Source organism: Vibrio sp. 10N.261.55.C5 (genome assembly GCF_041470505.1).
Classification (GTDB): Bacteria; Pseudomonadota; Gammaproteobacteria; order Enterobacterales; family Vibrionaceae; genus Vibrio; species Vibrio crassostreae_C.
In genome coordinates this window covers 1-26,358 of the sequence record NZ_JBFRMS010000018.1, presented here as the reverse complement: position 1 = coordinate 26,358, position 26,358 = coordinate 1, and the positions used below count along the sequence as shown (strand labels likewise).

At 43.1% G+C, this 26,358-nt stretch carries 24 protein-coding genes; 19 read left to right on the top strand and 5 right to left on the bottom strand.

Annotation, left to right across the window (positions count from 1 at the left end):
- Nucleotides 1-27 precede the first annotated feature (27 nt).
- Both pflB and AB4263_RS08895 read left to right on the top strand, forming a co-directional pair.
- Complete coding sequence (pflB, locus tag AB4263_RS08900; RefSeq protein ID WP_372098086.1) at nucleotides 28-2,325, top strand: formate C-acetyltransferase; 2,298 nt, start codon at nucleotides 28-30, stop codon at nucleotides 2,323-2,325.
- Between the two features lie 413 nt (nucleotides 2,326-2,738).
- Nucleotides 2,739-4,097, top strand: coding sequence for a hypothetical protein (locus AB4263_RS08895; RefSeq protein ID WP_102393958.1), 1,359 nt, complete (start codon nucleotides 2,739-2,741; stop codon nucleotides 4,095-4,097).
- A 351-nt stretch (nucleotides 4,098-4,448) separates the two neighbouring features.
- Here AB4263_RS08895 and AB4263_RS08890 read toward each other — a convergent pair whose 3' ends face one another.
- Entirely contained in the window at nucleotides 4,449-4,997 is a 549-nt protein-coding gene (locus AB4263_RS08890) for a DUF1349 domain-containing protein (protein WP_102281779.1), read from the bottom strand.
- Nucleotides 4,998-5,013: 16 nt separating this feature from the next.
- Nucleotides 5,014-6,042 carry a radical SAM protein gene (locus tag AB4263_RS08885; protein WP_372098085.1) on the bottom strand — a complete coding sequence of 343 codons (1,029 nt, stop codon included), beginning with the start codon at nucleotides 6,040-6,042 and terminating at the stop codon, nucleotides 5,014-5,016.
- Nucleotides 6,043-6,288: 246 nt separating this feature from the next.
- On the opposite strand from AB4263_RS08885, the gene AB4263_RS08880 reads away from it, so the two are divergent.
- Together AB4263_RS08880 and AB4263_RS08875 are read left to right on the top strand one after the other, a co-directional pair.
- Entirely contained in the window at nucleotides 6,289-6,579 is a 291-nt protein-coding gene (locus AB4263_RS08880; protein ID WP_102281775.1) for a putative quinol monooxygenase, read from the top strand.
- A gap of 77 nt (nucleotides 6,580-6,656) precedes the next feature.
- A complete protein-coding gene (locus AB4263_RS08875) occupies nucleotides 6,657-7,397 on the top strand; it encodes a sulfite exporter TauE/SafE family protein (RefSeq protein WP_102281773.1) in 741 nt (246 codons plus the stop codon).
- A gap of 15 nt (nucleotides 7,398-7,412) precedes the next feature.
- On the opposite strand, the gene AB4263_RS08870 is transcribed toward AB4263_RS08875, so the two are convergent.
- Nucleotides 7,413-8,330, bottom strand: coding sequence for a LysR family transcriptional regulator (locus tag AB4263_RS08870; protein ID WP_102281771.1), 918 nt, complete (start codon nucleotides 8,328-8,330; stop codon nucleotides 7,413-7,415).
- Between the two features lie 378 nt (nucleotides 8,331-8,708).
- On the opposite strand from AB4263_RS08870, the gene AB4263_RS08865 reads away from it, so the two are divergent.
- From AB4263_RS08865 to folM, 9 genes are all read left to right on the top strand, one after another.
- Nucleotides 8,709-8,999 (top strand): putative quinol monooxygenase, encoded by a 291-nt coding sequence (locus tag AB4263_RS08865; protein ID WP_102281769.1) that lies wholly within the window; start codon nucleotides 8,709-8,711, stop codon nucleotides 8,997-8,999.
- 70 nt (nucleotides 9,000-9,069) lie between these two features.
- Entirely contained in the window at nucleotides 9,070-10,152 is a 1,083-nt protein-coding gene (locus tag AB4263_RS08860; RefSeq protein WP_102281767.1) for an L-dopachrome tautomerase-related protein, read from the top strand.
- A gap of 202 nt (nucleotides 10,153-10,354) precedes the next feature.
- The gene (locus tag AB4263_RS08855) at nucleotides 10,355-11,122 is read left to right on the top strand and encodes a glycine betaine ABC transporter substrate-binding protein (protein WP_372098152.1); all 768 of its coding nucleotides are present in this window, start codon (nucleotides 10,355-10,357) and stop codon (nucleotides 11,120-11,122) included.
- A 144-nt stretch (nucleotides 11,123-11,266) separates the two neighbouring features.
- Nucleotides 11,267-12,292, top strand: coding sequence for a zinc-binding alcohol dehydrogenase family protein (locus AB4263_RS08850; RefSeq protein ID WP_102281765.1), 1,026 nt, complete (start codon nucleotides 11,267-11,269; stop codon nucleotides 12,290-12,292).
- Nucleotides 12,293-12,319: 27 nt separating this feature from the next.
- Nucleotides 12,320-12,955 (top strand): glutaredoxin 2, encoded by a 636-nt coding sequence (gene grxB / locus AB4263_RS08845; RefSeq protein ID WP_102281763.1) that lies wholly within the window; start codon nucleotides 12,320-12,322, stop codon nucleotides 12,953-12,955.
- Nucleotides 12,956-13,401: 446 nt separating this feature from the next.
- Nucleotides 13,402-13,899 carry a 2-amino-4-hydroxy-6-hydroxymethyldihydropteridine diphosphokinase gene (folK, locus tag AB4263_RS08840; RefSeq protein ID WP_372098084.1) on the top strand — a complete coding sequence of 166 codons (498 nt, stop codon included), beginning with the start codon at nucleotides 13,402-13,404 and terminating at the stop codon, nucleotides 13,897-13,899.
- A 97-nt stretch (nucleotides 13,900-13,996) separates the two neighbouring features.
- Complete coding sequence (folX, locus tag AB4263_RS08835) at nucleotides 13,997-14,368, top strand: dihydroneopterin triphosphate 2'-epimerase (RefSeq protein WP_017061641.1); 372 nt, start codon at nucleotides 13,997-13,999, stop codon at nucleotides 14,366-14,368.
- A 17-nt stretch (nucleotides 14,369-14,385) separates the two neighbouring features.
- Nucleotides 14,386-15,024 carry a GTP cyclohydrolase I FolE gene (folE, locus tag AB4263_RS08830; RefSeq protein WP_372098083.1) on the top strand — a complete coding sequence of 213 codons (639 nt, stop codon included), beginning with the start codon at nucleotides 14,386-14,388 and terminating at the stop codon, nucleotides 15,022-15,024.
- Nucleotides 15,021-15,737, top strand: coding sequence for a dihydromonapterin reductase (gene folM, locus AB4263_RS08825; RefSeq protein WP_017061643.1), 717 nt, complete (start codon nucleotides 15,021-15,023; stop codon nucleotides 15,735-15,737). Before folE ends, folM begins: the two co-directional genes overlap by 4 nt.
- Nucleotides 15,738-15,841: 104 nt before the next feature.
- On the opposite strand, the gene AB4263_RS08820 is transcribed toward folM, so the two are convergent.
- Complete coding sequence (locus tag AB4263_RS08820) at nucleotides 15,842-16,762, bottom strand: helix-turn-helix domain-containing protein (RefSeq protein WP_017067657.1); 921 nt, start codon at nucleotides 16,760-16,762, stop codon at nucleotides 15,842-15,844.
- Between the two features lie 200 nt (nucleotides 16,763-16,962).
- Here AB4263_RS08820 and AB4263_RS08815 point away from each other — a divergent pair, with 200 nt between their 5' ends.
- The 4 genes from AB4263_RS08815 (at nucleotide 16,963) to AB4263_RS08800 (ending at nucleotide 23,255) form a co-directional block, all read left to right on the top strand.
- Complete coding sequence (locus tag AB4263_RS08815) at nucleotides 16,963-18,375, top strand: ethanolamine ammonia-lyase subunit EutB (protein WP_017061645.1); 1,413 nt, start codon at nucleotides 16,963-16,965, stop codon at nucleotides 18,373-18,375.
- Nucleotides 18,368-19,237, top strand: coding sequence for an ethanolamine ammonia-lyase subunit EutC (gene eutC / locus AB4263_RS08810; protein WP_372098082.1), 870 nt, complete (start codon nucleotides 18,368-18,370; stop codon nucleotides 19,235-19,237). The genes AB4263_RS08815 and eutC overlap by 8 nt, the downstream gene beginning before the upstream one ends.
- 24 nt (nucleotides 19,238-19,261) lie before the next feature.
- Complete coding sequence (gene eat / locus AB4263_RS08805; protein WP_372098081.1) at nucleotides 19,262-20,659, top strand: ethanolamine permease; 1,398 nt, start codon at nucleotides 19,262-19,264, stop codon at nucleotides 20,657-20,659.
- Between the two features lie 1,834 nt (nucleotides 20,660-22,493).
- Nucleotides 22,494-23,255: an IS5 family transposase gene (locus AB4263_RS08800; RefSeq protein ID WP_026028612.1), complete on the top strand. Its 762-nt coding sequence runs from the start codon at nucleotides 22,494-22,496 to the stop codon at nucleotides 23,253-23,255.
- A gap of 84 nt (nucleotides 23,256-23,339) precedes the next feature.
- Here the strand turns inward: AB4263_RS08800 and mpaA are convergent, their stop codons facing one another.
- Nucleotides 23,340-24,047 carry a murein tripeptide amidase MpaA gene (gene mpaA, locus AB4263_RS08795; RefSeq protein ID WP_372098080.1) on the bottom strand — a complete coding sequence of 236 codons (708 nt, stop codon included), beginning with the start codon at nucleotides 24,045-24,047 and terminating at the stop codon, nucleotides 23,340-23,342.
- Between the two features lie 144 nt (nucleotides 24,048-24,191).
- On the opposite strand from mpaA, the gene AB4263_RS08790 reads away from it, so the two are divergent.
- Together AB4263_RS08790 and AB4263_RS08785 are read left to right on the top strand one after the other, a co-directional pair.
- A complete protein-coding gene (locus AB4263_RS08790) occupies nucleotides 24,192-25,817 on the top strand; it encodes an ABC transporter substrate-binding protein (RefSeq protein ID WP_372098079.1) in 1,626 nt (541 codons plus the stop codon).
- Nucleotides 25,818-26,145: 328 nt separating this feature from the next.
- The coding region (locus tag AB4263_RS08785) for a hypothetical protein (protein WP_372098078.1) at nucleotides 26,146-26,358 on the top strand (213 nt) is incomplete at its 3' end.

Here is a 26,358-nt window from a genome sequence, read left to right as displayed (position 1 = left end):
TGTTTATCAATAACTTTGGAGGTCATTATGACTATTCCGACAACCGATATGATGGAAGCTTGGGCGGGATTTCAAGCTGGCGACTGGCAAACATCCGTTAATGCACGTGATTTTATTCAGCGAAACTACACCCCTTATGAAGGTGATGAATCTTTTCTTGCGGACGTGTCGGACTCGACGACACAGCTATGGGAATCGGTGCTAGAAGGTATTAAAGAAGAAAGCCGCACTCACGCCCCTGTCGATTTTGATACTGATATCGTTTCCACTATCACCTCACACGATGCAGGTTACATTGCAAAAAACCTCGAAAAAATCGTGGGTCTACAAACCGATAAACCACTGAAACGCGGCATCATCGCTAATGGCGGTATTCGAATGGTGAAAACGTCGTGCGAAGTGTACGGTCGTGAACTAGAGCCACAAATCGAAAAGATCTTCACTGAGTACCGCAAAACGCATAACCAAGTAGCGTTCGATCTTTATACCGATGAAATTAAAGCATGTCGCCGTTCTGGTATTATTACTGGTCTGCCAGATGCTTATGGTCGTGGACGCATTATTGGCGACTACCGTCGTCTTGCTTTATACGGTATCGACTTCCTAAAATCAGACAAAAATGAGCAGTTCAAATCGACCCAGAAGATGCTTGAAACGGGGGGTGATTTAGATAAGACATTGCGTTTACGTGAAGAGCTTACTGATCAAATTCGTGCCCTTGATGAAATGCGAGAAATGGGTTTGAAATACGGCATTGATATGTCTTCTCCTGCTCGTACTGCGCAAGAAGCAATCCAATTTACCTATTTTGGCTACTTAGCTGCGGTTAAGTCTCAAAATGGTGCTGCGATGTCGCTAGGCCGTACATCAACCTTCTTAGATGTTTACATCGAACGTGACCTTAAACTTGGTCTGATTGATGAGAAACAAGCGCAAGAGTTGATTGACCATTTCATCATGAAGCTTCGTATGGTTCGTTTCTTACGCACTCCTGAATACGATTCATTGTTCTCTGGCGACCCAATTTGGGCAACAGAAGCAATGGCAGGTATGGGTGTTGATGGTCGTACTCTCGTTAGCAAAACGACTTTACGCTACTTGCACACATTGCACACGATGGGCCCAGCACCAGAGCCGAACATGACGGTTCTATGGTCTGAACAACTGCCTATCGCGTTTAAACAATACGCCGCTAAAGTGTCTATCGAAACCTCATCACTTCAGTATGAGAACGATGATCTAATGCGTGCGGATTTTGATAACGACGATTACGCGATTGCGTGTTGTGTAAGCCCGCAGGTGGTTGGCCAACATATGCAGTTCTTTGGTGCTCGTGCAAACCTTGCTAAAGCGTTGCTTTACACCATTAACGGTGGTGTTGATGAAAAATCTAACATGCAGGTTGGTCCTCAAGTTGCTCGTATCGAAGATGAAGTTCTCGATTTTGACCGCTTAATGCCTCGCTTTGATGACATGATGGATTGGCTTGCAACGCAATACGTCACTGCATTGAACGTGATCCATTACTCGCATGACCGTTACAGCTATGAAGCATCGTTAATGGCATTAATGGACCGCGATGTTCATCGCACAATGGCTTGTGGTATTGCAGGGCTGTCGGTTGTTGCTGACTCGTTAGCGGCTATCAAATACGCGAAGGTAACACCAGTACGTAACGAAGATGGCATCGCTGTCGACTTTGAGATTGAAGGTGAATATCCAAAATTCGGCAACAACGATTCACGTGTTGATGATATTGCTTGTGATTTGGTTGAACGTTTTATGAAGAAAATTCAGAAAATGAACACCTACCGTGAAGCGGTTCCAACTCAATCTATCCTTACGATTACTTCAAACGTTGTATATGGTAAAAAAACCGGTAACACGCCAGATGGCCGCCGCGCAGGTATGCCATTTGGCCCGGGCGCAAACCCAATGCACGGTCGTGACGAGAAAGGGGCGGTGGCTTCACTTTCTTCAGTTTCCAAACTGCCGTTCGAGTACGCAAAAGATGGTATTTCTTACACCTTCTCAATCGTACCAAATGCACTAGGTAAAGATGACCTAAGCCAAAAAGTGAACCTAGCAGCACTAATGGATGGTTACTTCCACCACGAGGAAAGTGCAGGATCGATTCGTGTTGAGGGTGGACAGCACCTTAACGTGAACGTGCTTAACCGTGACATGTTGTTGGATGCCGTCGAACATCCAGAAAAATACCCACAGTTAACCATCCGAGTGTCGGGTTACGCTGTGAGGTTCAACTCGCTAACACGTGAGCAGCAACAAGATGTAATTAGCCGTACGTTTACTGCTAAGATCTAACCGTAAACTTCGAGTTATACGGTTCTAAAAAAGCGCGAGAATGACATCCGTCTCTCGCGCTTTTTTGTGCGTGGAGTATGGGGCACCTATATTGTTGGTCGCCGTGTTGTCTTGGTTGGTATACGGGCAAAACCGATATTTACGCGGTGATTGGTATCGCTTTGATTCTTTCGGGTGTGCTGATCATTCACCTGTTTTTTATGTTGATAAGGTCGCTTCGGGACAAGAACACCTTAGTGCTACGACTCTAAAACGTTTGTGCCCCTTTCCTTGCCAGTAATACTCAACGTCACAAATCACAGTGAGGTGATTTGACCTGCTTTTTCTTATATCTAGAGCGGGCTTAAAGTCAATTACTTACCACTCGAAACTAGATAGAATACAGATACCTTATCAGCACGGATTCGGAAACTATGGGAAGCTACGTATACGACTACTTAAATGATTCATTGTTACTTGATAGTACACTCGTGACTAGGTTTTATAGCGGTGTGTCAGACGCTGTACTAGAACAGGAACTTATCAAGTATCGTGAATACTGTTTAAAGGTACTGCCTGAAATACGTGATGTAGTGAAAGCTAACGGCGTAGTTAGTTGCTTGGCAACTGATACCCTTTCTAATACTTCTCATCTAAAACAGGCGGCTCTGTATCTAGAAGAAGCTGTAGTTGCAGATCCAGTCTTTGAATTAACGGACTTTAGAACACAAGCTACAGAAACCCTGACGTCATTTATGGGCATGGCGTCAACCCCAAAAGTAGACCGCCAGAAATTAGCCCAAGCAGCGGTTCGACTGGTTGAATTACGTCCGTTAGTAGCCGGTGGTTACGTTAAGCTGTACCCAATTACTTTTGAACTTGAAAAGGGTGCTGAATTACCACTGCTCTACTCAGATGTGGGATTTGAAGATTGCTTACCTCCAAACATCTTAGAACAGTATAAAGCTAGTGCTGTTGTTCGAAGCGTTCAAAACGATAATGGACGAATGCTCGTAATGCGTGATTTGTATCCATGTAGAAACATCAGCATTCATTTCCAAGGTATGGAAAGCGGCTTCGCCATGGGTTATGTATTAAACCCAACAGAATTTAAACCGACTGATAAAGAAAGCATATTCACCTTCATTCAAAAGAAGTCTTCTGTGCCACCCTGTAAGGCCGATTTTGATGCTTGGGTAAATCAATCTGTAAATCAAACCGCACGAAATCACTTCATTGAACTAAGTAAGCGCATAACGTTATCAGAATACCTCGGATGCATGTTTGGTACGGAACATCCATTCGAAAGTAATCTGCTTAACATGGATGTCGGTAGTACGGATATCCAAGCCAATACATTAAATTGTGCGCTACAGATGGACGTGCCATTCTTGGAACAAGTGTCCTCTGCTGATTTGATGTCTATTAGAAGCAACGACGGTGAAGCATTCCAGTTGTTCCGTGCTGAATTAGAAAAAGGGTTACGTGAAGCAAGACATGAAACTGACTTTGGTCGTGTGAAAGCAATAATCGAAGACACTCAGCATGAACTATTCGAAGTACAGATGCGTCAGATAGCACCTCAAATGAAGCACATCCGAAATACCCATTTTGCTGAAACAGCAATTGCCGTGGCGGGTTTAGGTCTTAGTGTTGTGACTGGCGGGGCAAGTTTGATTGCTACTGGCATAGCAGGGCTTAGTGGAATGAAATCACATAGCGACTACAAATCAAAACTCACGGCTAATCCAAGTCATTTCTTGTGGAATGTAAAACAAAAAGCAAAGAAGTAGTTCGATTAGCATTTGATTAGACAGAAAGCCCGTTGTATGCAGGCTATTTGTTGTGGGGTTGCTTGCTGGTACTTGTAGGGTCGGCTTCGTTATCTCTATTGCTATCGAACCTGACAGTGGCTTTTCCTCCTTTTCCATACCTGTCGTAATTCATTAATTACTAATTTAGTAAAGGGGCTGACACGTATCTGTCCAGACTGAAGTTTTACATGTGGCACTTTTTTATCAAAGTACCTCCTAGCTCGGATCTGCCCCATTGTGTGTTTCGATCCCACTAAGCGCTACCGACTAACATGACTTTTTCAAAAATAAAACTAATACAAAAAGTCAATTGCTATATACCAGATTGGCTCAACTCATTAGTTGAAATTCACTAAACTTAGCAAAATTAGGTGTGTTTGAACTACCACTAAAGGTATAAAGCATAAGTCCTTTTGCTTGGCCGTTTAATGTCTTCGCAGAGCCAATGACTTGCCAAGAGCGTTTTTGATTACATTCCAAGAACGCAGTGATAGTACCATCATTTTTTTCTATCTTAACTGAGGCTGTCGTGCCTTCAAATGTGCTAAGTTGTTTGATCTCTGGTTGACCATTTTGCTCTACAACAAACACAATGGAAGGCTCGCCCATGAACATTTCTTTACTAATTTTGATGTAGTTATCGTTGTCCCAGTAAATGCCTAGGCCAGCTTGTTCAAATGGCAAGGTTGGCTCTAAGGTGATGGTTACTTCTGCGCTATAATTGGGTTGAGATACTGGGTAGATGAAAATGTTATCCACGTCACTTGAACCCGCGCCAAAAATATTGCCCTCTTGCACTTGCATCGACAACAGCCCGTTATCAAATGACCAATGGCTTGGGTTCTCATTTTGAATGTACCAGTCGTTTAAATTCTTCATTTCGGACTCCTTGGGTTTAGATCATGCGTTGGCGAAGGCTATAAAAAATATCTTCAAGGTCGCCAAGTTTTTGCTGCTCTATGCGCTTTAGCTGTTGCTGCACCGTGTCATACATGAGCTTATTGTTCATGTCATTCAGTGTCGCATAGTGGTGGGTACGACGACCTAAAATAAAGTTATTTTGATCGTTTTCGTTCATCAACATGAAGTGATCAATGGTACGTAAAAACGCCTCTTTATCATGCGGAAATTGTCCATTGAGTTCCGTCAGCAAATTTATCCCATGATAATTACCGTAATTGCTTTTGATGCCATCTAATTGGCTGATCAATTGAAATTGTTCTTCCAACATCTCACGCTCTGAAAGTGGCGAAAACTGGCCGTTTTGAACCATATCATCCAACTCAGTACCAGGTTTTACCGCTAGCGATAATATTCGGATCTCCTCAGGATCAATCTGGTTTAATAGCTGGGCAGTCTGTGCGATATGGTGCTCGGACAACGCCTTCCCACCTAAGCCAAGAATGATGAATGTCATCATTTTCATACCCGCCTGCTTCGCGTACTCGGCTGATTTCAAAATTGACTTAGGGGTGATCCCTTTTTTCATCAACTTGAGTACCTCAAGCGAGCCCGACTCCATACCGCAATACAGCATGTTTAACCCTGCATCGCAGATAGCCCTCATCTCGGCTGGAGACTTTTTAGTCATGGTTTGAGCTCTGCCATATGAGCTAATTTGTGTGAGCTCCGGGAACGCCTCTTTTAGTGTATTGAGCACATCCAGTAAATCGTCCGTTTCCATTGCAAAGGAATCACCATCTTGCAAAAAACAGCTCTCAAACTGTCGGTTTTTATAGAAGGCTCGTGCCGCCCAGATATCACGTTTGATCTCTTCGACAGGACGAATAGAGAACTCCATCCCTTCAAACAGAGTACAGAACTTACATTTATTCCACGGGCAGCCTTGTGTTGTCCGTATCAGCAAACTGTCTGCTTCAGAGGGTGGGCGTATTGGACCTTGTTGAAATTGTATCTGTGTCATGGCTTATCTATCCATCAATGAAATCAATAAGCGCATGCTACGTAATTTAAAGCACAGTAAAAACTGGGGCTAGTTTGATTTATTATCAAATTAAAATAGACAATCCATTATCAATCTATTTTTGATAATAAATCAAATGGGAGGTTGTTTATGGATGTGAATGCGTGTCGTACTATACATCCAACCCAACAAGGCAGCGAAGGCATCGTTTGATAAGCTGCATAACGTTATGATGAGGAATACCCTATGAGCAAGTTAACTATCGTTGCAAACATCGTTGCTAATGAAGACAAAATTGAACTAGTAAAAGCAGAACTGCTAAAACTAATCGACATCACACGCGCTGAAGAAGGCTGCATTAACTACGACCTTCACCAAGATAACGAGAACCCAGCACACTTCATGTTCTACGAGAACTGGACTTCACGTGAACTTTGGCAGACACACATGGCAAACACGCACCTAGCCGAGTACATGGCAGCAACAGAAGGCTCAGTGGCAAGCTTCACGCTAAACGAAATGACGCAAATCGCATAAATAGTTTTTGATTCTGTAGTGTTTGGAAGGAAGGTCATCATGACCTTCTTTTTTTGCCTGTCGATGTAGTGAAAATAATGATTATTGATATCTGGTTCTATCTAGCTGCGATACCTGCTGTGTTCTTTTATGGGATGGGAAAAGGCGGTGTTGGAGGGATTTTGGGTATGCTCTCGGTGCCATTAATGGCAATGAGTGTTTCGCCTGTCCAAGCCGCTGCTATTCTATTGCCACTTTTATGTGGAATGGATCTAATGGCGCTGTTTTATCATCGTAAAAATTGCAATTATGCCGAACTCAAAGTCATGATGCCTTTTGCTGTGTTAGGGGTTATGGCCGCTTCTTACTTCATGGGCAGCCTTCCGACACACATTGTTGAACTAATGATTGGTGGATTGGCGCTGACTTTTTTGGGGCAAAAATTATTGTTGAAGCAATCAGGTTCACCTAACCGAATCAAAGGCTACGCATTAAACCTATTATCAGGTTTTTCGAGTACGATAGCTCATGCAGGGGGACCGCCAGCAAGCATGTATTTGCTACCCAAGAAACTGCCTAAAGAGCAACTTATCGGCACCAGCGTTGTGTTTTTCGCTGGGCTTAATTTTGTTAAGTTAGTCCCATACAGTTATATGGGACAACTCGATACACAAAACTTGATGACATCACTCGTGCTTGTACCTATTGCATTTATAGGGGTGAGAACCGGTGTTTGGTTGGTTAACATCATCTCTCAAGAGCTGATTTACAAAATCAGCTACAGCGTATTATTCATTACGGCTATAAAAATGTTGTACTCCGGAGTCGCTACGTTATAAGCCATCGTCAGTATCTTATAGCGCTCTTTTTTCTGCTAATTGCTCAAGTATCACGTTCGTTCTCTCTCTAAATAAATCTCTTAACAGCCGAACCGTTGGTGTGATGGACTGACGGCTCGGACAAACCAACCAGAGTTCAGTCGGCGTTGGTTTGTACTCCTTCATAATACTAACCACTCGACCTGCTAAAAGGTCATCAGACATATCAAGGCACGATTTGATTGCCACACCTTTACCTGCAACACACCAACGCCTCACCAGATCCCCATCATTCGAAGCTCGATTGCCTTTCAGTTTTACCTTATGAGTCGTACCCTCATGACTGAATAACCACTCATTTTGTAACACATCGTGCAATTGATAAAACAACGCATTGTGCTCAAGCAGATCGTTCGGCTGTGTGGGGGCTGGATTTTCCGCTAAATAGCTAGGGCTTGCACACAGCACTCTCTGTACATCACAGATTTTAAAGCCATACATATTGGCATCGGTTGGTGAGCCATAGCGCAGAGCCATGTCGACAGAATCACGGTAGAAATCAATATTGCTATCGCTAATACTTGAACGCAGTGAGACATTCGGGTATTGCAATAAAAACTCATCTAACCAAGGAGTAATAAGGTTACGCCCCAAATCAGACGATAGCGCGATACGAATTTCACCATCAATAATGCCCAAGTCTTCATGCATATTCATTTTGGCCTGCTCAAGCATCTTTAGCGCCTCTTGACACTGAGGTAAATAACGCTCCCCAGCAGAGGACAATCGCAAGTGACGGGTTGTACGGACAAAAAGCTCCGCGCCCAGTGATGCCTCAACGCGCTTTACCGCTGCACTGGCTGTGGCGGTACGCATATCTAAATTGGTTGCCGCTGCGGTGATGCTGCGAAACTCCGCGACTTTTAAAATAACCTGTAAATCTTCTAAGAGCATGATGAGACCTTTACCAGAAAAAGGGACAGCAGTATTTGCTGCGTTTCTACTATTTATAAAGCAGTCTTGACGACAGAACAATCTGCATTCAAATTATTTTTGATAATAATTCAAATTAAAACCTGTTTTTCATTGTTAATAACTCGCCTATCATAGCTTCATTCAAACAAACCCGACTAAACACAAGACCTAGCGCATACGTTTATGATTATCAATTTATTTTAGATAATGTTTAAAAAATAATTAGATAATCCATGACGATTCATTGACTACACTGATTGGTGTTGCCAGTGCTTACGGCAAGCTACAGAAATAAGGTGTTGTTTTTTTTTAGGGTTATTATTGTTGTTAACAAGTAGAGAGATAAAGGAATTAAACATGACTAAATTGACTATTGTTGCAAATATTGTTGCGAACGAAGATAAAGTTGAACTGGTTAAAGCAGAGCTATTGAAGCTGATTGATATCACGCGTGCTGAAGAAGGCTGCATTAACTACGACCTTCATCAAGACAACGAAAACCCAGCACATTTTATGTTTTACGAGAACTGGGTATCTCGTGAGCTATGGCAAGCACACATGGGTAATACTCACCTTGCAGAATACATGGCAGCGACGGAAGGGTGTGTTGCAAGTTTCACGCTAAATGAAATGACGCAAATCGCTTAACTTTACATTAGATGGGTATCAGCCATTTATTACGAACCAAAATCAAGTGAATCCCACTAAGGTACATGAAATGAAAAACGTAAAATCACTTTTAGCCATTGCGGTAGCAACCCTCTTTAATACCGCTCAAGCAGCAGAGATCGAAGTCGTCGCTGAGCTTGATGGCACACGACCAGGGAACATTACAGTAACGAAGCAGGGGCGTACTTTCCTTTCTATGCAACCCCTTGATGCACCTGAACTTCGTGTTGTTGAATTGATGAAGGATGGCTCAACCAAAGCATTTCCAACCCAAGACTGGGCAGATGGTCCAGATAAAGGTGAGGTTGGTTTGGCTTCAGTAATCGGTATTGATAGTACCGATGATGGTGTTGTGTGGGTGTTAGATATGGGCAGTGAAACTTCGCCTTCGCAAATTGTTGCATGGGATACCGTCAACGATAAGCTATTTAAACGCATTGAAATTGGAAAAGACGTACAGGTCGGTAACTCTTTTTTACAGGATTTTGCATTAGATACACTGCGTAACCAGATGTACATTGCCGATACGAGTTTAGGTAATCTGTATGGCGAAGCTGCGCCTGCCTTTGTTGTTGTAGATTTAAATACAGGTAAATCTCGCCGCGTTTTGCAATCAAATAAAGCACTGCTTTCACCTGAGCATGAGGTTGTGATTGATAGTTCTCGTATGGCGACAAAGCGTGAAGATGGTAGCGTTGATGCGCTTTATCTTGGTGTGAATCCAATCACTATTGATGCAAATAATGAATGGCTATATTTTGGTACAGTCAATGGTAGTGCTATCTACCGTATTCCTGCCGCTGCTCTTGCTAACACAGCGCTTAGTGAAGATGCATTGGCCGAGCAGATTGAATTTTTCAGTGAAAAACGTCCAAGTGATGGCATGATTATCGCAGATAACGGTGATATCTATGTCGGTGATATTGAGAAAAATGCTGTTGGTGTGGTGAATAAAGACGGCTACAAAATCTTTGCACAAGATGACAAGTTATTGTCATGGGCAGATGGTTTCTCTATCCAGGGTGATTACTTGTACGTCACTCAAAACTCTCTTCACTTCCACCCTGCTTTTAACGAAGGTGAAGAAGGTTCTAGAAAGCCATATCATGTCTTGCGAATCAAATTAGATTAAGGCGACAGTAGATAGATACGTAAATATCAAGCGTATGTATTTCATCAATGCATACGCTTTTTTATTAAGTGTAAATCGGCATCTATCAATTTATTTTTGATAATTATTCAAAAATTAGGCTGTTTTTGATTACTCTAGAGCCTTGTATTATCAATCTATCAGCAACGATAAGAGCGAAAGAACAATGAATAAAAAAATCACAATGGGTGTAACAGATTTATCATTCCATCGCACGACAGCTTCATTGGTTAGCAATGTATTGAAAAGTATGGGTTTCGAAGTTGAGCGAATCTTTTCCCCTCATCAGGAAAATTTTGAAAAACTGAAAGCTGGTGAAATCGATATGCTCTCTTCTGCTTGGTTACCATCGAGCCATGGTATCTATAAGTCGGACGTTGAAAAAGTTGAGCCATTAATCGAGCTTGGACTTCATTACGAACCTTACGCACTGTGGGGTGTGCCGGATTACGTACCTGAAGAGATGGTCGCTGAAGTGGCGGATTTATTGAAGCCTGAAGTCGTCGAGCAAATGAGACCTAAAATTCAAGGTATTAATCCAGGAGCTGGAATCACTCGCTTCTCTATCCAGATGATGGAAGAGTACGGTTTAAGTAAAGCAGGCTATGAGTTTTTTACAGGCAGTGAAGACGACTGTTTTAGTGCTTTTGAAGATGCCGTCGCAAATAAAGAGTGGGTCATTGTGCCGCTATGGAAACCGCAATTTCTTCACTATCGTTATGATATTCGCGAGCTTATAGAGCCGAAAGGGCTGCTTGGAATTGTAGACCGAGCTGTACTGTTACTGAGAGATGATAAGAAAAATCTATTTACTGATGAACAGCTTAAAACCTTAGATTCATTACGTTTCTCCAACGATATTATTGCCGAGCTTGATTATAAAGTGTGCCGAGAGGGTAAACCGCAAGATGAAGTGACGTATGAATGGTTAGCTGCACAAGGTGTTATCTAACTAGGTTAACAGGTAAGTATCTCAACACTACCCGGTCGAGCAGTGTGATTATCAAAAATATATTGAATGTAATTAAAAGATTAGGCGGTTTATCTAGGGTAAAAAATCTCTATGATGAAGGTGTCCAATCAAAGGAGAAACAACATGCCAGCACCAACAACAATGAAAGCAATTGGTTTTACTCAATCACTAGCAATTACAGAGCAAGACAGCTTATTCGAGTTTGAAACAAGCCTGCCAGAGCTAAAAGACAATGACCTGCTGGTAAAAGTGAGTGCGACCTCGATTAACCCAGCAGATGCAAAAATACGTATCCGCAACGCACAAGATAAAACCCTAGAGCAGCCAAAAGTATTGGGCTATGACGCGGTGGGTGAAGTGGTTGCTAAAGGTGGCAATGTTTCAGGCTTCGAAATTGGTGACCGTGTTTATTACGCAGGTGATGTGACACGTATGGGTGCGAATGCTGAGTACCAAGCGGTCGATTACCGAATTACAGCTCACGCCCCAAAAAGCCTTTCTGACGAATCAGCAGCCGTTATGCCTCTCGCTACATTGACAGGTTGGGAAGCCTTGTTTGATCGCCTACGCGTTCGTCCAGAAGAGAAGAAATCTATCCTGATTATTGGTGGCGCAGGCGGTGTCGGCTCGATTACGATTCAATTGGCGAAGCAGCTCACTAACTTAACAGTGATTGCGACCGCTTCAAGACCAGAGACTGAGCAGTGGGTAAGAGATATGGGCGCTGACCATATTGTGAATCACCGCAATCTAGTGGAGTCGGTACGTGAGCAAGGCATTCAACATGTGGACTACATCTTCAACGTTGCAGATACCAAAGGTCACTGGGATGCAATGGTCGAGTTGATTGCTCCGCAAGGCATGATCAGTTCAATTGTAGAATTTGATGGTGGTGTTGACCTATCAAAACTACAAGGCAAATCAGCTGGCTTTATCTGGGAGCTGATGTTTACTCGCTCGCTGTTTAACACTGACGATATCCAGAAGCAGCAAGATATCCTGTTCCAAGCGGCAAACTTGATTGATGCTGGCCGCATTAAATCAACACTCACTACAACATTAAATGGCTTTGGTGTTGAGACGTTAAAAGACGCACACCAACGTATCGAAAGCAGCGCGTCAATTGGCAAAACTGCAATTAAATACTAACTCAGACTTATAAAAACGGGATTTTTGATGAAACTGTATATCTACGAGCATTGTCCATTTTGTGCCCGTGTTGTTTATGTTGCTAATGCACTGAAGCTTAACGTTGAATACCAAGTTGTGGATTACGCTGATGCGCAAACTCTGATTGATTTAATCGGTCAAAAAATGGTGCCAGTTTTGGAGAAAACGGATGGCAACGTGATGGCGGAAAGCATGGATATCATTGCTTACTTTATCGAGCAAGCTGGTATTGATGCGGTAGCCGCACCATCAGAAGAGACGTTGGCATTTCAGCGTGAGGCATTCCCTTTGATTCAAAGAATTGGCTACCCTCGCTGGACGAAACTGAATCTAAAAGAGTTCGCGACTGAAGCAAGTGTTACTGCATGGCAAGCGAAGAAAGAGACAGAAGAGCTGAACTTTGTTCGCCTGTTAGAAAGCACAGAGCAAATTGTTGCAGATGTAAACGCACAGTTGCTTAACGCTGAAGCGTTGATCCAACCGAATGCGGGTAAATCACCACTGCCTCTGGTTGATCAGGCTATCTACTTCTCGCTACTGCGCGGCTTCTTTGTTGAGCCCACCGTTACTTGGCCGCAAGAGCTTAAGTTATGGCTGGAAACAAACAGTAATGAGCTAGGTGCTAGTATACTAACTGTCTAGACTGGTTGGACGAAAGCGTATTAATTAGGCCCGAGTTATCAAGATGGTAGCTCGTTTTTTTTATTAATATAACCAGTCAAACTTAAAAACAGTAAAACCTGTGATTTCTTTTTACTCATTACTATTCCTCTTCCCCTAGAAGTAACCTCAAGGCAGGTTGGAAATCTTTACGACGTGATTTTCCATACCTGTAGTTATTCATTTATTTCTAATTTAGCAAAATCCCAAACACGAAAATGTCCAGAACCTTCATAAGCTGAATTTTTACCGGTTGTGATTTTTACCGGTGGTACTTCCTAGTTCGAAAGTCCCCCTTTCCAACTTAGAACCGATCTCTATATTAGTTTCGGGATATTTTCCTTTACCCTTCCCCCATCAAACGGATGCATAGCTGATCTTCCTAGCGACTTACAACGTAAGAGGCTCGTTAAAAGGGAGAAAACATTATGGCCACCGTCTATGTCAGCATCGGAAGCAACATTAACCGCGAACATCACATCACAGAATCTCTCAAAGCGTTGAATAGTCACTTTGCACCTCTGAACATTTCTAATTTCTACGATTGTGAGCCTGTTGGTTTTGAAGGGGACAACTTCCTAAACCTAGTCGCAGGGTTTGAATGTGACCTTTCTATCGCTGAACTGGCTAAGGTTCTGCATCAAATCGAATTAGAAAATGACCGCAAGCGAGAAACTAAAGAATATGCCTCGCGCACGATGGATATCGATATCCTTCTTTACGGTAACGAAGTAGGCATTATTGATGGAGTAGAGCTGCCTCGAGGTGAAATCACCGAGTACGCTTTTGTGCTTCGACCGTTAGTTGATGTTGCCGCGCAAGAACTTCATCCCACTCTAGATATCTCTTTTCAGCATCTCTGGAACAACTTCGATCAGCTGAGTCAGAAAACCGGACTTATACCGTTCGAGGTCAGCTTCACTTAGTCCCTGTAACTGCTTTAAACAGAACGCTTGAGCTTTATTGATCTTTTCTTCTAACAGGCACGTAACTCACTCTACCTTCTAAGGATCGGAAACTGTTATGAATCACAATGCGATTATCACCATCACAAATCTCAGATTAAGAACCTTCATCGGCTTCAACGAAGAAGAAAAAACCAAGCAGCAAGACATCGTCATAAATGTGGAGATCCATTATCCCGCGAACAACCTTTGCCTCTCTGATGATGTGGAGAACGCACTTAACTACAAAAATATCTGCAAAAAAATTATTGAACATGTTGAATCTGGACGGTTTCTGCTTTTAGAAAAGTTAACCAGCGACGTACTCGGTATTTGTATCGACCATTCATGGGTTCGATACGCTCAGGTGAGAATTGACAAGCCTCATGCTCTACGTTTCGCCGATTCCGTCTCGCTCACCCTGAGCTATGAAGCAGAACTCGAAGATTAACTCATAAGGAGAGAGTCATGCTGAATACAGAAGCCGAAAAAGTAAGAGAAGCTTTGCTCGAAAAGGGACTAGAAACCCCGATGACATCGAGCGAAATGAACCCCGACCAGAAGTACAACCGCATCAAAGGGCTTTTGACGGAAGTTGTCAGTACGCTCGGGCTGGATTTAACCGATGACAGTCTCGCTGAAACACCTCATCGCATTGCAAAGATGTACGTTCACGAGATATTTTCAGGGCTCGACTACAATAACTTCCCCAAAATTAGTGTTATCGACAACAAAATGTCAGTTGATGAAATGGTTAAGGTATCGGATATAGATTTAACTTCGACGTGCGAACATCACTTCATCACCATCGATGGTTTAGCACAAGTGGCTTATATCCCAGAATCCAAGATTCTTGGGCTATCTAAAATAAACCGTATTGTTCGATTCTTTGCTCAGCGTCCGCAGGTTCAAGAACGCCTTACACAGCAAATCCTGGTCGCGATACAGACTCTAGTCGAAACAGAAAATGTGGCTGTGACGATTAAAGCAACTCACTACTGCGTTAAATCGAGAGGCGTTATGGACGCTAACTCTGAAACCACCACAACCGCGCTTGGTGGCAGTTTCAAAACTAACCCTCAAACTAGAGCTGAGTTTTTACGATGAGTGAAACGATTCTAATAACTGGAGTGGGGAAGCGTTTAGGATTCGCTCTGGCGCAGCAACTTATATCTGACGGATACAAAGTCGTTGGCACTTACCGAAGCGACTATCCCCAGCTGAAAATACTGCGCGACAGTGGAGCCGACTTGCAACAGGTAGATTTTTATCAACAAAGTAGCTTAGAGGGTTTTTTGCATTATGTTGGTCAAGAATATAAGGCGATTCGAGCCATCATCCATAACGCTTCCGACTGGCAACCGGAGAACAAAAAAAATCCCAGTGAAAACGCATTACAAATCATGAACCAGATGATGACGGTTCACGCTACCGTGCCTTATCTGGTTAACTTAACGCTCAAAGACCAATTAATGTCTGGCGATAAAACGTCGGACATCATCCACATCAGTGATTACGTTGCGGAAAAAGGCAGTAAAAAACACATCGCTTACGCGGCCAGTAAAGCTGCACTCAACAACCTGACGCTGTCGTTCTCAGCGATGTTGGCTCCCAAGGTGAAAGTCAATACTGTCTCTCCTGCCATGATAAAATTCAATGAACATGATGACGAGGCGTACAAAACCAAAGCTCTGAAAAAAGCACTGATTCCCGCAGAGGCAGGCTTTGAAGAAGTGATAGATGGCATTAAGTTTGTTTTGGCTAGTCACTATATGACAGGAAGGACTTTGCACCTTGATGGCGGCAGGCACTTGAAGTGAAGTTCATGCGTTGTGATCTTGAGGCAGGATAGTCAACTAATCTATTCGTCTTTCATATCGTCTAACTACATTTTTTTAAGTTGTCCCTCGACACTTTTTGGGTTTTAGACATTAGAACGTGTTTGCATGGGCGACTCACCAAACAACTGCTTGTAGCTTTGGCAAAAATATCCCAGATGAAAAAAACCAAAGTCAAAGGCGATTTCATTGATGCACCGTTGTTCGCTCGGATTTTGCAGAATGCGCCGTACCTGGTTGAGACGTACATTTTGTATAAATTGTTTTGGTGATATGTCACAACAGGACTCAAAGGTGTATTGCAGCGTACGGCGACTGACATAAACCGCATCGCACAGTTCAGACACGGTGACGGGTTTACGGTACTGCGAGTTATCTAGGTACTGCCTAATTCGACGCATTGTGTTCTCACGCTGTGAGGCATTGGTTTTTTGCATATTTTGATTAGACGATTGAGCGAACAATTCGACCAACATATCTTGAACAATGGATTGATGAGTTTGAAAAGACCAGCGAGATTGACTCGGGGAGAGTAGTAAGCTCAAGTAAGCTTTTATTTGTTGGGTGTAGTGTTGAGAGCAACCAAGAAAGTGGCTCTTGCTGTTTAATGATTCAATCTCTAGCTGTTGCTGAATCATTTCAACCAGTGAAGGGCTTATGACTAACCCATAAATAGAAAAGGTTTCTGGCGTAAGTAGCTCAAAATCCGCCCCAGCCTCACGGATCAAAATACTATCAGGATTACCTTGTGCGTAATTGATGTGTAAAGGTCTATCGTTAGCACTGATCCCTAACCAAATCCCTTCATTAATACGACATTGCTGCTTGAGTTTTCGGTTGCTGTCTTCTCGAAATAGGTGCACGTGAGAAAATTTTCGTTCACGGATCTGACCTAGAAAACTTCCTTGACTCAGTTGGTCATATTCTTGCTGCCAGTTAAAGAGGCTGGCTGCCTGCTGATTTGCATCAAATGTGTTGAATGTGCACAAATTAGGTGCATAACGCATCAATTCTTCATCCTTTCTCATCATTCCATGACCTACCCATGTGACCCATATTAGTACAGTGTGTCTTTAAGTTTATGTTTATTAATGCTTTTTTATGTTTGCCGATTCTTGATATTCATTCGGTTCAAAAATCGCTTAATTACTCATATATACAAAAGGTTATTGAGCAAGAACTGAACCAGTTTATGAAGAGGGAATTTATGACAGCAGCTTATCGCCGACAACAAGGGCACCTGGTTTTTAACTTTGAGTCGTTAGCAGATCTGATGGCAAAGGCTACGCCAGAGCGTTCAGGGGATGTTTTGGCTGGTGTATCTGCGACTTCTGCTGCAGAGCGTGTTGTAGCTCAGATGACACTGGCAGACTTGCCCCTAAAGACGTTTTTAAATGAAGCGGTGATCCCTTATGAAAGTGATGAAGTTACTCGTTTAATCATTGATAGCCATGATAGAGAGGCGTTTAAAGCGATTGATCACCTTACAGTGGGAGACTTTCGGAACTGGCTGCTAAGTGATGAAGCCGATAGTCTCACGCTTGCAAAGCTGCGTCCTGGTTTAACTCCAGAAATGGTGGCTGCAGTGAGTAAGATCATGCGTAATCAGGATTTGATCCAAGTTGCCAAAAAATGTCGGGTAGTGACTGCGTTTCGTAACACCATTGGCTTGCCTAGTCGTTTATCCACCCGTTTACAACCCAATCATCCAACCGATTCTCTCAATGGCATAGCTGCCAGTATTTTTGATGGTTTGATGTATGGCAATGGTGATGCTGTGATCGGCATTAACCCCGCAACAGATAATGTACCGCAGGCGATTAAGTTGATGAATCTGATGGAAGAGGTCATTCAACACTACCAGATTCCGACCCAATCTTGCGTATTAACCCACGTTACCAACACGATTGAAGCGATTGAGATGGGCGCTCCGGTGGATCTCGTCTTTCAATCTATTGGTGGCACTCAAGGTACAAACGACACCTTTGGTATTAACCTTTCGATCCTTAAAGAAGCAAACGAAGCGGCGCTTTCGCTGAACCGAGGCACCGTTGGAAGTAACGTCATGTACTTTGAGACAGGGCAAGGAACATCTCTCTCTGCCAATGCTTTTCATGGTGTGGACCAACAAACTTGTGAGACACGGGCTTATGCCGTAGCGCGTCATTTTAATCCATTGTTGGTTAATACCGTGGTCGGCTTTATCGGCCCTGAATATCTCTTTGATGGAAAACAGATTATTCGAGCAGGGCTTGAGGACCATTTTTGTGGCAAATTGCTTGGCCTGCCGATGGGGTGTGATATCTGCTATACCAACCATGCCTATGCCGATCAAAATGATATGGATAACTTACTGACATTGCTCGGTGTCGCTGAGTGCTCGTTCATTATGGGGATTCCGGGTTCCGATGACATCATGCTCAATTATCAAACAACCTCGTTTCATGATGCACTTTATGCACGCAAGGTGTTGGGTTTAAAACCTGCGCCGGAGTTTGAGGAGTGGCTAACTCAGATGCAGATTTTTGATGATGTAAAAGATGTGCGCCTAAATGAACGACTCTCCGGCTCATTTGCTGGCGCTCTAGCACAACTTAATGGAGGCCCCGCACATGGGTAAGGTGGTCTCTATGGCAAAACATTCTGCTTCTAAGTTGGTAACTCAAAACCCTTGGCACGAGCTTAAAGGTTTTACATCGGCACGTATTGCACTGGGTCGAAGTGGAAATAGCGTTCCAACTAAAGAGTTGCTTTCATTTCAACTCGACCATGCACAGGCGATGGATGCCGTTCATTGTGCTTTAGATGTGGATTTATTGGTTGAGCTCATCGCTCAATCAAACTCGGTCATTCAACACACTTCTCAGGCACCAATTAAGGCGCACAGCAAAGCGACAGACAGATTCATGTATTTGCAAAGGCCGGATCTTGGTCGTGAGCTTGATGACGTCTGTTGGAATCAGTTGCAAGCCGTTCTTCATTCAGAGTCTCCCCCGTTTGATCTCGCGATAGTAGTGGCTGATGGCTTGTCTTCAATTGCCATTCAAAATCATGCAAATCCAGTCATTGAGCATCTGCTTTCTTTATTAGGGGAAGACGAAGTGCCGTGGCATGTTGCTCCTATTACTGTTGTGAGGCAGGGCCGAGTGGCAATAGGAGATGATGTTTGCGAGTGCTTACAAGCCAAGATGGTGGTGGTTTTGATTGGTGAACGCCCGGGACTGACCTCTCCAGATAGCATGGGTATGTACCTGACTTGGCAGGCAAGAAGAGGAGCAAAAGACTCTGATAGGAACTGCATTTCTAATATTCGCCCACAGGGGTTGGCTTATGAAGATGCGTGTAAGCGAGCGGTATACCTATTGAAGGAAGCTCGTCGGCTAGAGCTTTCTGGGGTCAACCTTAAAGACCGTTCGAGTATCGAGGAAGAAGGTGGTGAGCAGTTAGAAGACAAGCACACAGGCAATTTTTTAATTGGATAAAAGACAAAAATAGAGGGATTTACAATGTCAGAACATCAGGAATATTTGGCGCAAAGACAACTTAAAAGGGGCACTGCTGGGTGGATTTTGCTAGCAGGGTTAGGCGTTTCATACGTGATCTCTGGTGACTTTGCAGGTTGGAACTTTGGTATCGGTCAAGCTGGTTGGGGAGGCTTTCTTATTGCTGCAATTGCTATGGCGGTGATGTACTTTACCCTTGTCCTTTCTTTGGCGGAGATGTCTGCGGCTATTCCCGCTGCAGGAGGTGGCTATAGTTTTGCTCGACAAGCCATGGGACCAACGGGGGGATTTTTTACCGGCTTATCCGTCTTAATTGAGTATGCCCTTGCACCTGCCGCGATTGTCATTTTTATTGGCTCAGCGGTGAATGAACTAATGGGTTTCGATGGTCCTCTTGTTTACGCGATCTTTTATGCCATCTTTATCGGTATTCATATGGCAGGGGTGGGAGAAGCTCTGAAAGTCATGATGGTCATCAGTGGGTTAGCCGTACTAGCAATTCTTATGACAGCAGGCGTATTGGTTAGTGAGTTTGATGCTAATAATCTGTTTGATATCGCTCCGGCAACCGCACAAGCCACAGAACTACTTCCTTTTGGTTGGTATGGTGTATGGGCGGCACTACCGTTTGCAATGTGGCTTTTTCTTGCGGTAGAAGGGGTTCCATTGGCTGCTGAAGAGGCGAAAAACCCGGCCAAGGATGTACCCAAAGGCATTATCGGCGCAATGCTATTCTTACTGGTCACCGCTACCTTAGTCGTTCTGCTGCTTGCGGGCGCTGTGGGTTCTGAAGCGATTGCGAATAGTGCCGTTCCTCTAGTCGATGCCTTGAAGTTGACCGGTAATCCAACCGTTGCAACGGCTGTTAATATACTAGGACTTGCAGGACTTATTGCTTCATTCTTCTCGATTATCTACGGTTATAGCCGCTTAGTGTTTGCATTGTCTCGTGCGGGTTACTTGCCTCAAAGCTTGTCGCTTACAAACAAAAACAAAGTGCCTGCTCGTGCTTTAGTGGTGCCGGGTGTGTTTGGTTTTGCTGTGTCATTGACCGGAGAAGGCGACCTGATCTTGGCGATGGCGGTAGTGGGGGCGACAGTGTCTTATGCATTAATGTCGCTTAGCCATATATTGTTGCGTATCAAGCAACCAGAGCTTCACCGTCCATACAAAACACCGGGTGGCATGCTGACTTCCGGCACTTCACTAGTGCTGTCGCTTATTGCAATGACGGGTGTTTATGCTTTTGACCCATCTGCATTCTTTATGACTATGGGACTCTTTGTGATTGGTGGTGCTTATTATGGCCTATATAGCCGTAATAAATTGGTCGCATCGACCGCTGAGGAAGAGTTTGAGATGCTGTCGGTTGCAGAGAAAGAGCTTGAGGCTACTAATTAGATCCAATTTCTAATGGTATTTAAGGCTCTAGTGCTTTGCTGGAGCTTTTATTACACTACTTGTAGTAACTTGCGTGTAAACCCCAATCGTCATCACCTCTAACGATAAATATTAATTTAGAAATAGTGCTGTTTTAGGATCATTTTCTTGGAACGTTTTTGTCCAGACACTGCTGATCTAATCTTTCTTGTAGTGGAATCGGCTTAGGGTAGCCTTTCTTACTTAAGACTGGGACATCATTTTTTGTTCGATACTGCTCAATACCTAACTGTGTCAGTAGTTCTTCAACTGCAACTCTTAGCTTGTTTCCAGAGTACCTTTTCCCAAGCGTTGTCTTTTTCAAAAAGGAGTTTCGTTGCTCGCGGAATAAATTCTTTTGGTGTATGGCGTCGTCGATAGTGATAAGACAAATAACAAAGTAGAAGGCGTGGGCGATGAGGTGATCATAGCGTTAATAAGAGTCGAGATGAACGACAACTCTACAGCGTCCTAGCTCGATGCGTAGCATCGCTATCTTGAAGAACAAATCGGGGAGGGTATTGCCCCCCCATTGGGCTCCTAACACCCTGCAACCTTCCGAATGTTCCTTTTTTGCTGTAAGTTTTTTCTTGTAAGGATATTATGACTTATGAGTCACAAATAAAATACAAGAGATTAGTTATAATTCTTTTATTAATTACATACCAGAGTCTCTTATTAATTTAAATAAAATCAAACACCTAGTAATATTATCTGCAACCAAGATTGAATACGCAACTCAAGTAAATTGCCAACTACATCACCTAATTTTGCGACACAACGAACAAAAGATTACCTTAATGAAACCAACAAATTCGAATTTCAAGATAGTTCTATTCATTCTAACACTCCCGCTTAGTTTTCTGTTAGGTCTTTGGATAATACATGGTTTAACGTTATATTTAGATTATAATTTTTTCACTGTAACTTATTTATTAATATTTTTTGTTGTCATTCAATTTATATTTTACTTGACACTCCATAACAGTGAACGCCTACTGGAGGCTTTCATAAAAACATTGGCATACCTAAAAAATATAAGGAACCGAAGAAGCAAATCTCAAAACAGATTCTATGACTCTGTTGCGATAATAATTTGGTTATTATTCATGTATTATCTATCTTTATAATTGGTGATTTCATGAAAAAAATCATGCTAGTTTGGTTAATGCTCTACCTTCTTATATTACAAAGCATTGGATGCTCATCTATAGAGACTCGATCGTATTATATTGAGGAAGAAGCGCCTTATGGCTTAGACGATCTAAATATTACTGATTCAAATGGGAAGACGCTAAAAACAAAAGCCAGCTGGGCAATTATATCAGAAATACCATACTATCCTACATACAGATCAATCTATAGCCACGTCGACGAAAAATACCCTTTACTCTTCTTTTGGACGTTTGGCCTAGGTGTTATTTACATTATTCCGGATATCGTATTTTCGACAGCATTTGACACTCTACTTTTACCATTCGACATTTACCGAAATAACATCACTATAAGAAGAAGAGTTAACGCTATCAATGAACGTGCCTCGAAAGATTCTATCCTAAGGAAGTCATATAACTATAGAATGATGGTCTGCATACAAAATAATTATGATGAATGCCCAAGTCCAACAAACTAAACTAAAAGCTTTCTTACCTTTTTAAAAAGCGGAGCTGTTGTCAAATATGCCAACTTGAATTAAGCTTTTTCCTTTATTACTAGGTTCATCACTAGGGCGTGTTGATCTTTCGTGAGTGTTTTTTGAACAGCATGGTAAAGAGTTATAATTTGCTTCGCCAAAAGTAAAACCATAACCAATACCATGCCAAGAACAATGCTAACTGATATTCGCTGGGAACTGCTACTCCAAGTTATGAAAAGTACAGGTCGTATTTACGATAAAACTGAACATCGAATGACATTTGAAGGAATACTTTATCGAATGAGAACAGGTATTCCTTGGCGAGATCTACCCTCTGAGTTCGGAGAGTGGAGTACCGTTTACAGACGATTTAATCTTTGGTCAAAGAAAGGGATTTTAGATAATCTTTTCAAAAGTTTATCTAACATGGCTGATTTTGAATGGGTATTTCTTGATGGCTCTATAGTTAGAGCACATCAGCATAGTACAGGTGCAGCTACTGAAAGTTCAGAGCAAATAGGAAAAAGTCGCGGGGGCAACTCAACCAAAATTCACTTAGCCGTAGATAGTGGTGGCCTGCCGATTTGCTTTGATTTATCAGAGGGACAACGCCACGATATAGTGCATGCCGAAAGCTTAGTTGAGCAACTCGATGAAGTTAATACAATCGTTTGTGATAAAGGATATGACAGCGAACCTTTCCGTACTTTTGTTAAGGAACGTGGCGGAGAAACGGTAATTGCTAAACGCAATTACGGACAAGATATAGACAAAGACAGTATGGATTGGTGTTTATACAAGTATCGTCACTTGGTCGAAAATGCCTTTGGGAGAATTAAGCATTATCGAGCTATTTCAAGTAGATATGACAAGCTAGAAAGGAATTATGCCAGCATGTTATCGCTGGCATTCATGTTAATGTGGCTACCGATGTATTGTTGAACGCGAAATGTACAGCAAAGATCAACACGCCCTAGTAATTAGGATGAATTACTGTTCGCATGTGTATATGTAGCCTACTCCAGACTAATTTCCCTCACACCCCAACACTGCGACAAACGCATCCAAATACTTTTCTATAGTTAAATCCGCAGAAACAGGTGGTAGCTCTACGGTAATACACGGCAGGCTTCTTTCTTGGCACCATGTTCCGAATGAACCTGGGGTTTCGTAATCCACGTCTTCAACGAGCGGTAGGTTGAACTGCTTACTTAGCCAAGTGGCAAGTTCCGATTGGGCTGGGTCGTCGACTATGGCAAGTGGTTCGTGGAAAGAGATAACGAATTTAGGCTCACGCGCTTCGATAAGGTTGATGAGCGACTGTACTTCAGGTTCAAGTTGTTCGGCTTGCCCGGTTTTCACTTTTACATCTCTGACTGGTGTGTGGGAGCTCCAGCGATACACGGTGCCGTTTTCTGTCCAGTTTTGAGTTGGGAAGGCGCGGTTCAGATCGACTTGGTTGGCGTTGGCGCGAGTGCCTAATTGATTGCCATCTGGGTTCATCGACAGGATCACATCGTGTCTCAAGTTGGCGGCTGGCAAGCTTCTCAGCGCACAAGATAATCCTGCAATAGAAGCGGTTTCATCACCGTGTGTGCCTGCTAAGATCAGCCCGCGAGACTCGCTTTCTATTTGCGCGGGGAAATAGAGCAAAGGCGCACCCAACACTGATTTTCCATATGACAGCGGCTTTATTGAAAATGCAGCTCTTTCTGTTCTTGGAATTGAACTCACCTTTATCTCCTGATTGATCAAGTACTATCAAGTATTAACGATTACACAAACTTACTTAAATAAACTAAAGCGTTAAAACTCGTCAACAGTCGCATTGTTAATTTTATTACTTGCTTCAAAGATAGGCTAGGAGAGCAAAAACATATGGATTTTAAGAAACATTCAACGGCTTTACTCATTTCATCTCTATTGACCCCTTTTATCTCAGTAACTGCCGTTGCTGACACATTGCCTGCGGGAACTTCTCTGGCGAAAGAACAACATTTAGTTCGTGCTAACGATGCAGAAGCGGCGACGCTTGACCCTGCGAAAGCAGAAGGCCTGCCAGAAATGCACATTCTACGTGACCTATTTGAAGGTTTAGTGATTCAAGATCGCGATGGCAATATCACCCCAGGTGTTGCACAGTCTTGGGAAACCGAAGACAACCAGACGTTTGTATTCCACCTACGTAAAGACGCGAAATGGTCGAATGGCGATCCGGTGACGGCCGATGATTTCGTGTATGCGATAAGACGCGCGGTAGACCCAAAAACGGCATCGCCAAATGTGTGGTACCTGAAGCTCACCAAAATCAACAATATTGCTGATGTGGCAGAAGGTAAGAAGCCGATTGAAGAACTAGGCGTGTCGGCTATTGATAAGCACACCGTCCGTTTTGAACTCGACAGCCAAGTACCTTACTTTGTGGCAATGACGGGCCACACATCTATGATGCCAGTGCATCAATCAGCCCTAGAAAGTAGCGACAAGCCGTGGAGCGATCCTAAGCAATTTGTTGGTAATGGTGCATTCGTACTAGATGAGTGGGTGGTGAACGAGCGTATTGAGCTTAAGAAGAACCCGACGTACTGGGACAGTTCAGATACCCACTTAACCGAAGTAACTTATATTCCGTTTGAGAATCAGAATGCCTCGATTAACCGTTATGCGGTGGGCGAGGTCGATATTACTTCGGACGTGCCTACACACATGGCGCAGCAGCTTAAAAGCAAATATCAAGATGCGTTTACCACAGTGCCTCTGTTGTGTACTTACTACTACGCATTCAATACTACGCGACCACCTTTTGATGATGCGCGAGTACGTAAAGCTGTCTCTTATTCTATGATGCGTGACGTTATCACCAATGGTGTGACTCAGGTGGGCAACTTACCGGCTTATACCTTTGCTCATGAGTACACGGCTGGTTTTGATGCGACACAACCTGAATACAGTACTTGGACTCAAAAGGAACGTGATCAAAAAGCAAAAGAGCTGCTGAAAGAAGCGGGCTACGATGCGTCTAACCCGTTGGATTTCAAACTGCTTTACAACACCAGCGAATCGAACAAGTCGATTGCAGTGGCGATTGCATCAATGCTGAAAGGCAACTTAGGCGCACAAGTTGAACTAGAAAACCAAGAGTGGAAGTCTTACTTGGTATCGCGTCGCCAAGGTGATTTTGATGTGATGCGCGCCTCTTGGTGTGGTGACTACAATGAAGCATCAACCTTCTTGAGCCTATTGCGTTCTGGCTCTTCAGGTAACTTTGCTCGCTACAACAATGAAAAGTACGACGCTGCAATGGACAGCGCACTAGCCGCAACCAGTGAACAAGATCGCCAAGGTTTCTACGACCGGGCAGAACAGTTGCTGGCAGAAGACATGCCGATCGCGCCAATCTACTACTACATGCAGGCTCGCCTAGTGCGACCAAGTGTCGGTGGTTTTGCGAAAAACAATGTGGAAGGGCGTATCTACTCTAAGGATCTCTACATCAAAGAGTAATTGCGTTTGATTCACGCGGCGACACACCGCTAAGAACATGAAATAAAGAAAAGGGACGTTGATCATAAATATCTGATCAACGTCCCTTCGTCATTAATTTAACAGGATTAATGTTTGATTTCGTAACACTAAGCTCCCTGAATATTTCAATATGTACAACCTTAAGTTTCAGAAAGGAGAATAAACAGTAGGAGATTGATTATTATCGCATATAACCAAGGGTTATTTTGTGTATAACCGATTGACTTGTTTTTGTATGGCATCCTTCCTAGCTCATAGTTACACGAAAAACATTCAATATAATCTATATCTACTGACTGAGGTTGTTGTGAAAAAATCCCTATTACTAATTACGCTTGGAACATTATTTGGTTGTTCTTCAGTACCTCAGCCTAAAATACCTCAAGATCTTGTGAGCATCACAGATAGTCAATTGTGTGAGGCTTTCGGTGTGGCTTATGCGAGCAAAAATACAGAAGCTTTAGCTCATATTATGGAAGAGGCTGAAGCTAGAGGTATAGACAGGGCGGGATCGCACTTT

Bases quoted from the DNA above. Each gene is read 5' to 3' on its own strand.
- pflB (WP_372098086.1), top strand. From the start codon at position 28: ATGACTATTCCGACAACCGATATGATGGAAGCTTGGGCGGGATTTCAA.
- AB4263_RS08895 (WP_102393958.1), top strand. From the start codon at position 2,739: ATGGGAAGCTACGTATACGACTACTTAAATGATTCATTGTTACTTGAT.
- AB4263_RS08890 (WP_102281779.1), bottom strand. From the start codon at position 4,997: ATGAAGAATTTAAACGACTGGTACATTCAAAATGAGAACCCAAGCCAT.
- AB4263_RS08885 (WP_372098085.1), bottom strand. From the start codon at position 6,042: ATGACACAGATACAATTTCAACAAGGTCCAATACGCCCACCCTCTGAA.
- AB4263_RS08880 (WP_102281775.1), top strand. From the start codon at position 6,289: ATGAGCAAGTTAACTATCGTTGCAAACATCGTTGCTAATGAAGACAAA.
- AB4263_RS08875 (WP_102281773.1), top strand. From the start codon at position 6,657: ATGATTATTGATATCTGGTTCTATCTAGCTGCGATACCTGCTGTGTTC.
- AB4263_RS08870 (WP_102281771.1), bottom strand. From the start codon at position 8,330: ATGCTCTTAGAAGATTTACAGGTTATTTTAAAAGTCGCGGAGTTTCGC.
- AB4263_RS08865 (WP_102281769.1), top strand. From the start codon at position 8,709: ATGACTAAATTGACTATTGTTGCAAATATTGTTGCGAACGAAGATAAA.
- AB4263_RS08860 (WP_102281767.1), top strand. From the start codon at position 9,070: ATGAAAAACGTAAAATCACTTTTAGCCATTGCGGTAGCAACCCTCTTT.
- AB4263_RS08855 (WP_372098152.1), top strand. From the start codon at position 10,355: ATGGGTGTAACAGATTTATCATTCCATCGCACGACAGCTTCATTGGTT.
- AB4263_RS08850 (WP_102281765.1), top strand. From the start codon at position 11,267: ATGCCAGCACCAACAACAATGAAAGCAATTGGTTTTACTCAATCACTA.
- grxB (WP_102281763.1), top strand. From the start codon at position 12,320: ATGAAACTGTATATCTACGAGCATTGTCCATTTTGTGCCCGTGTTGTT.
- folK (WP_372098084.1), top strand. From the start codon at position 13,402: ATGGCCACCGTCTATGTCAGCATCGGAAGCAACATTAACCGCGAACAT.
- folX (WP_017061641.1), top strand. From the start codon at position 13,997: ATGAATCACAATGCGATTATCACCATCACAAATCTCAGATTAAGAACC.
- folE (WP_372098083.1), top strand. From the start codon at position 14,386: ATGCTGAATACAGAAGCCGAAAAAGTAAGAGAAGCTTTGCTCGAAAAG.
- folM (WP_017061643.1), top strand. From the start codon at position 15,021: ATGAGTGAAACGATTCTAATAACTGGAGTGGGGAAGCGTTTAGGATTC.
- AB4263_RS08820 (WP_017067657.1), bottom strand. From the start codon at position 16,762: ATGCGTTATGCACCTAATTTGTGCACATTCAACACATTTGATGCAAAT.
- AB4263_RS08815 (WP_017061645.1), top strand. From the start codon at position 16,963: ATGACAGCAGCTTATCGCCGACAACAAGGGCACCTGGTTTTTAACTTT.
- eutC (WP_372098082.1), top strand. From the start codon at position 18,368: ATGGGTAAGGTGGTCTCTATGGCAAAACATTCTGCTTCTAAGTTGGTA.
- eat (WP_372098081.1), top strand. From the start codon at position 19,262: ATGTCAGAACATCAGGAATATTTGGCGCAAAGACAACTTAAAAGGGGC.
- AB4263_RS08800 (WP_026028612.1), top strand. From the start codon at position 22,494: ATGCCAAGAACAATGCTAACTGATATTCGCTGGGAACTGCTACTCCAA.
- AB4263_RS08790 (WP_372098079.1), top strand. From the start codon at position 24,192: ATGGATTTTAAGAAACATTCAACGGCTTTACTCATTTCATCTCTATTG.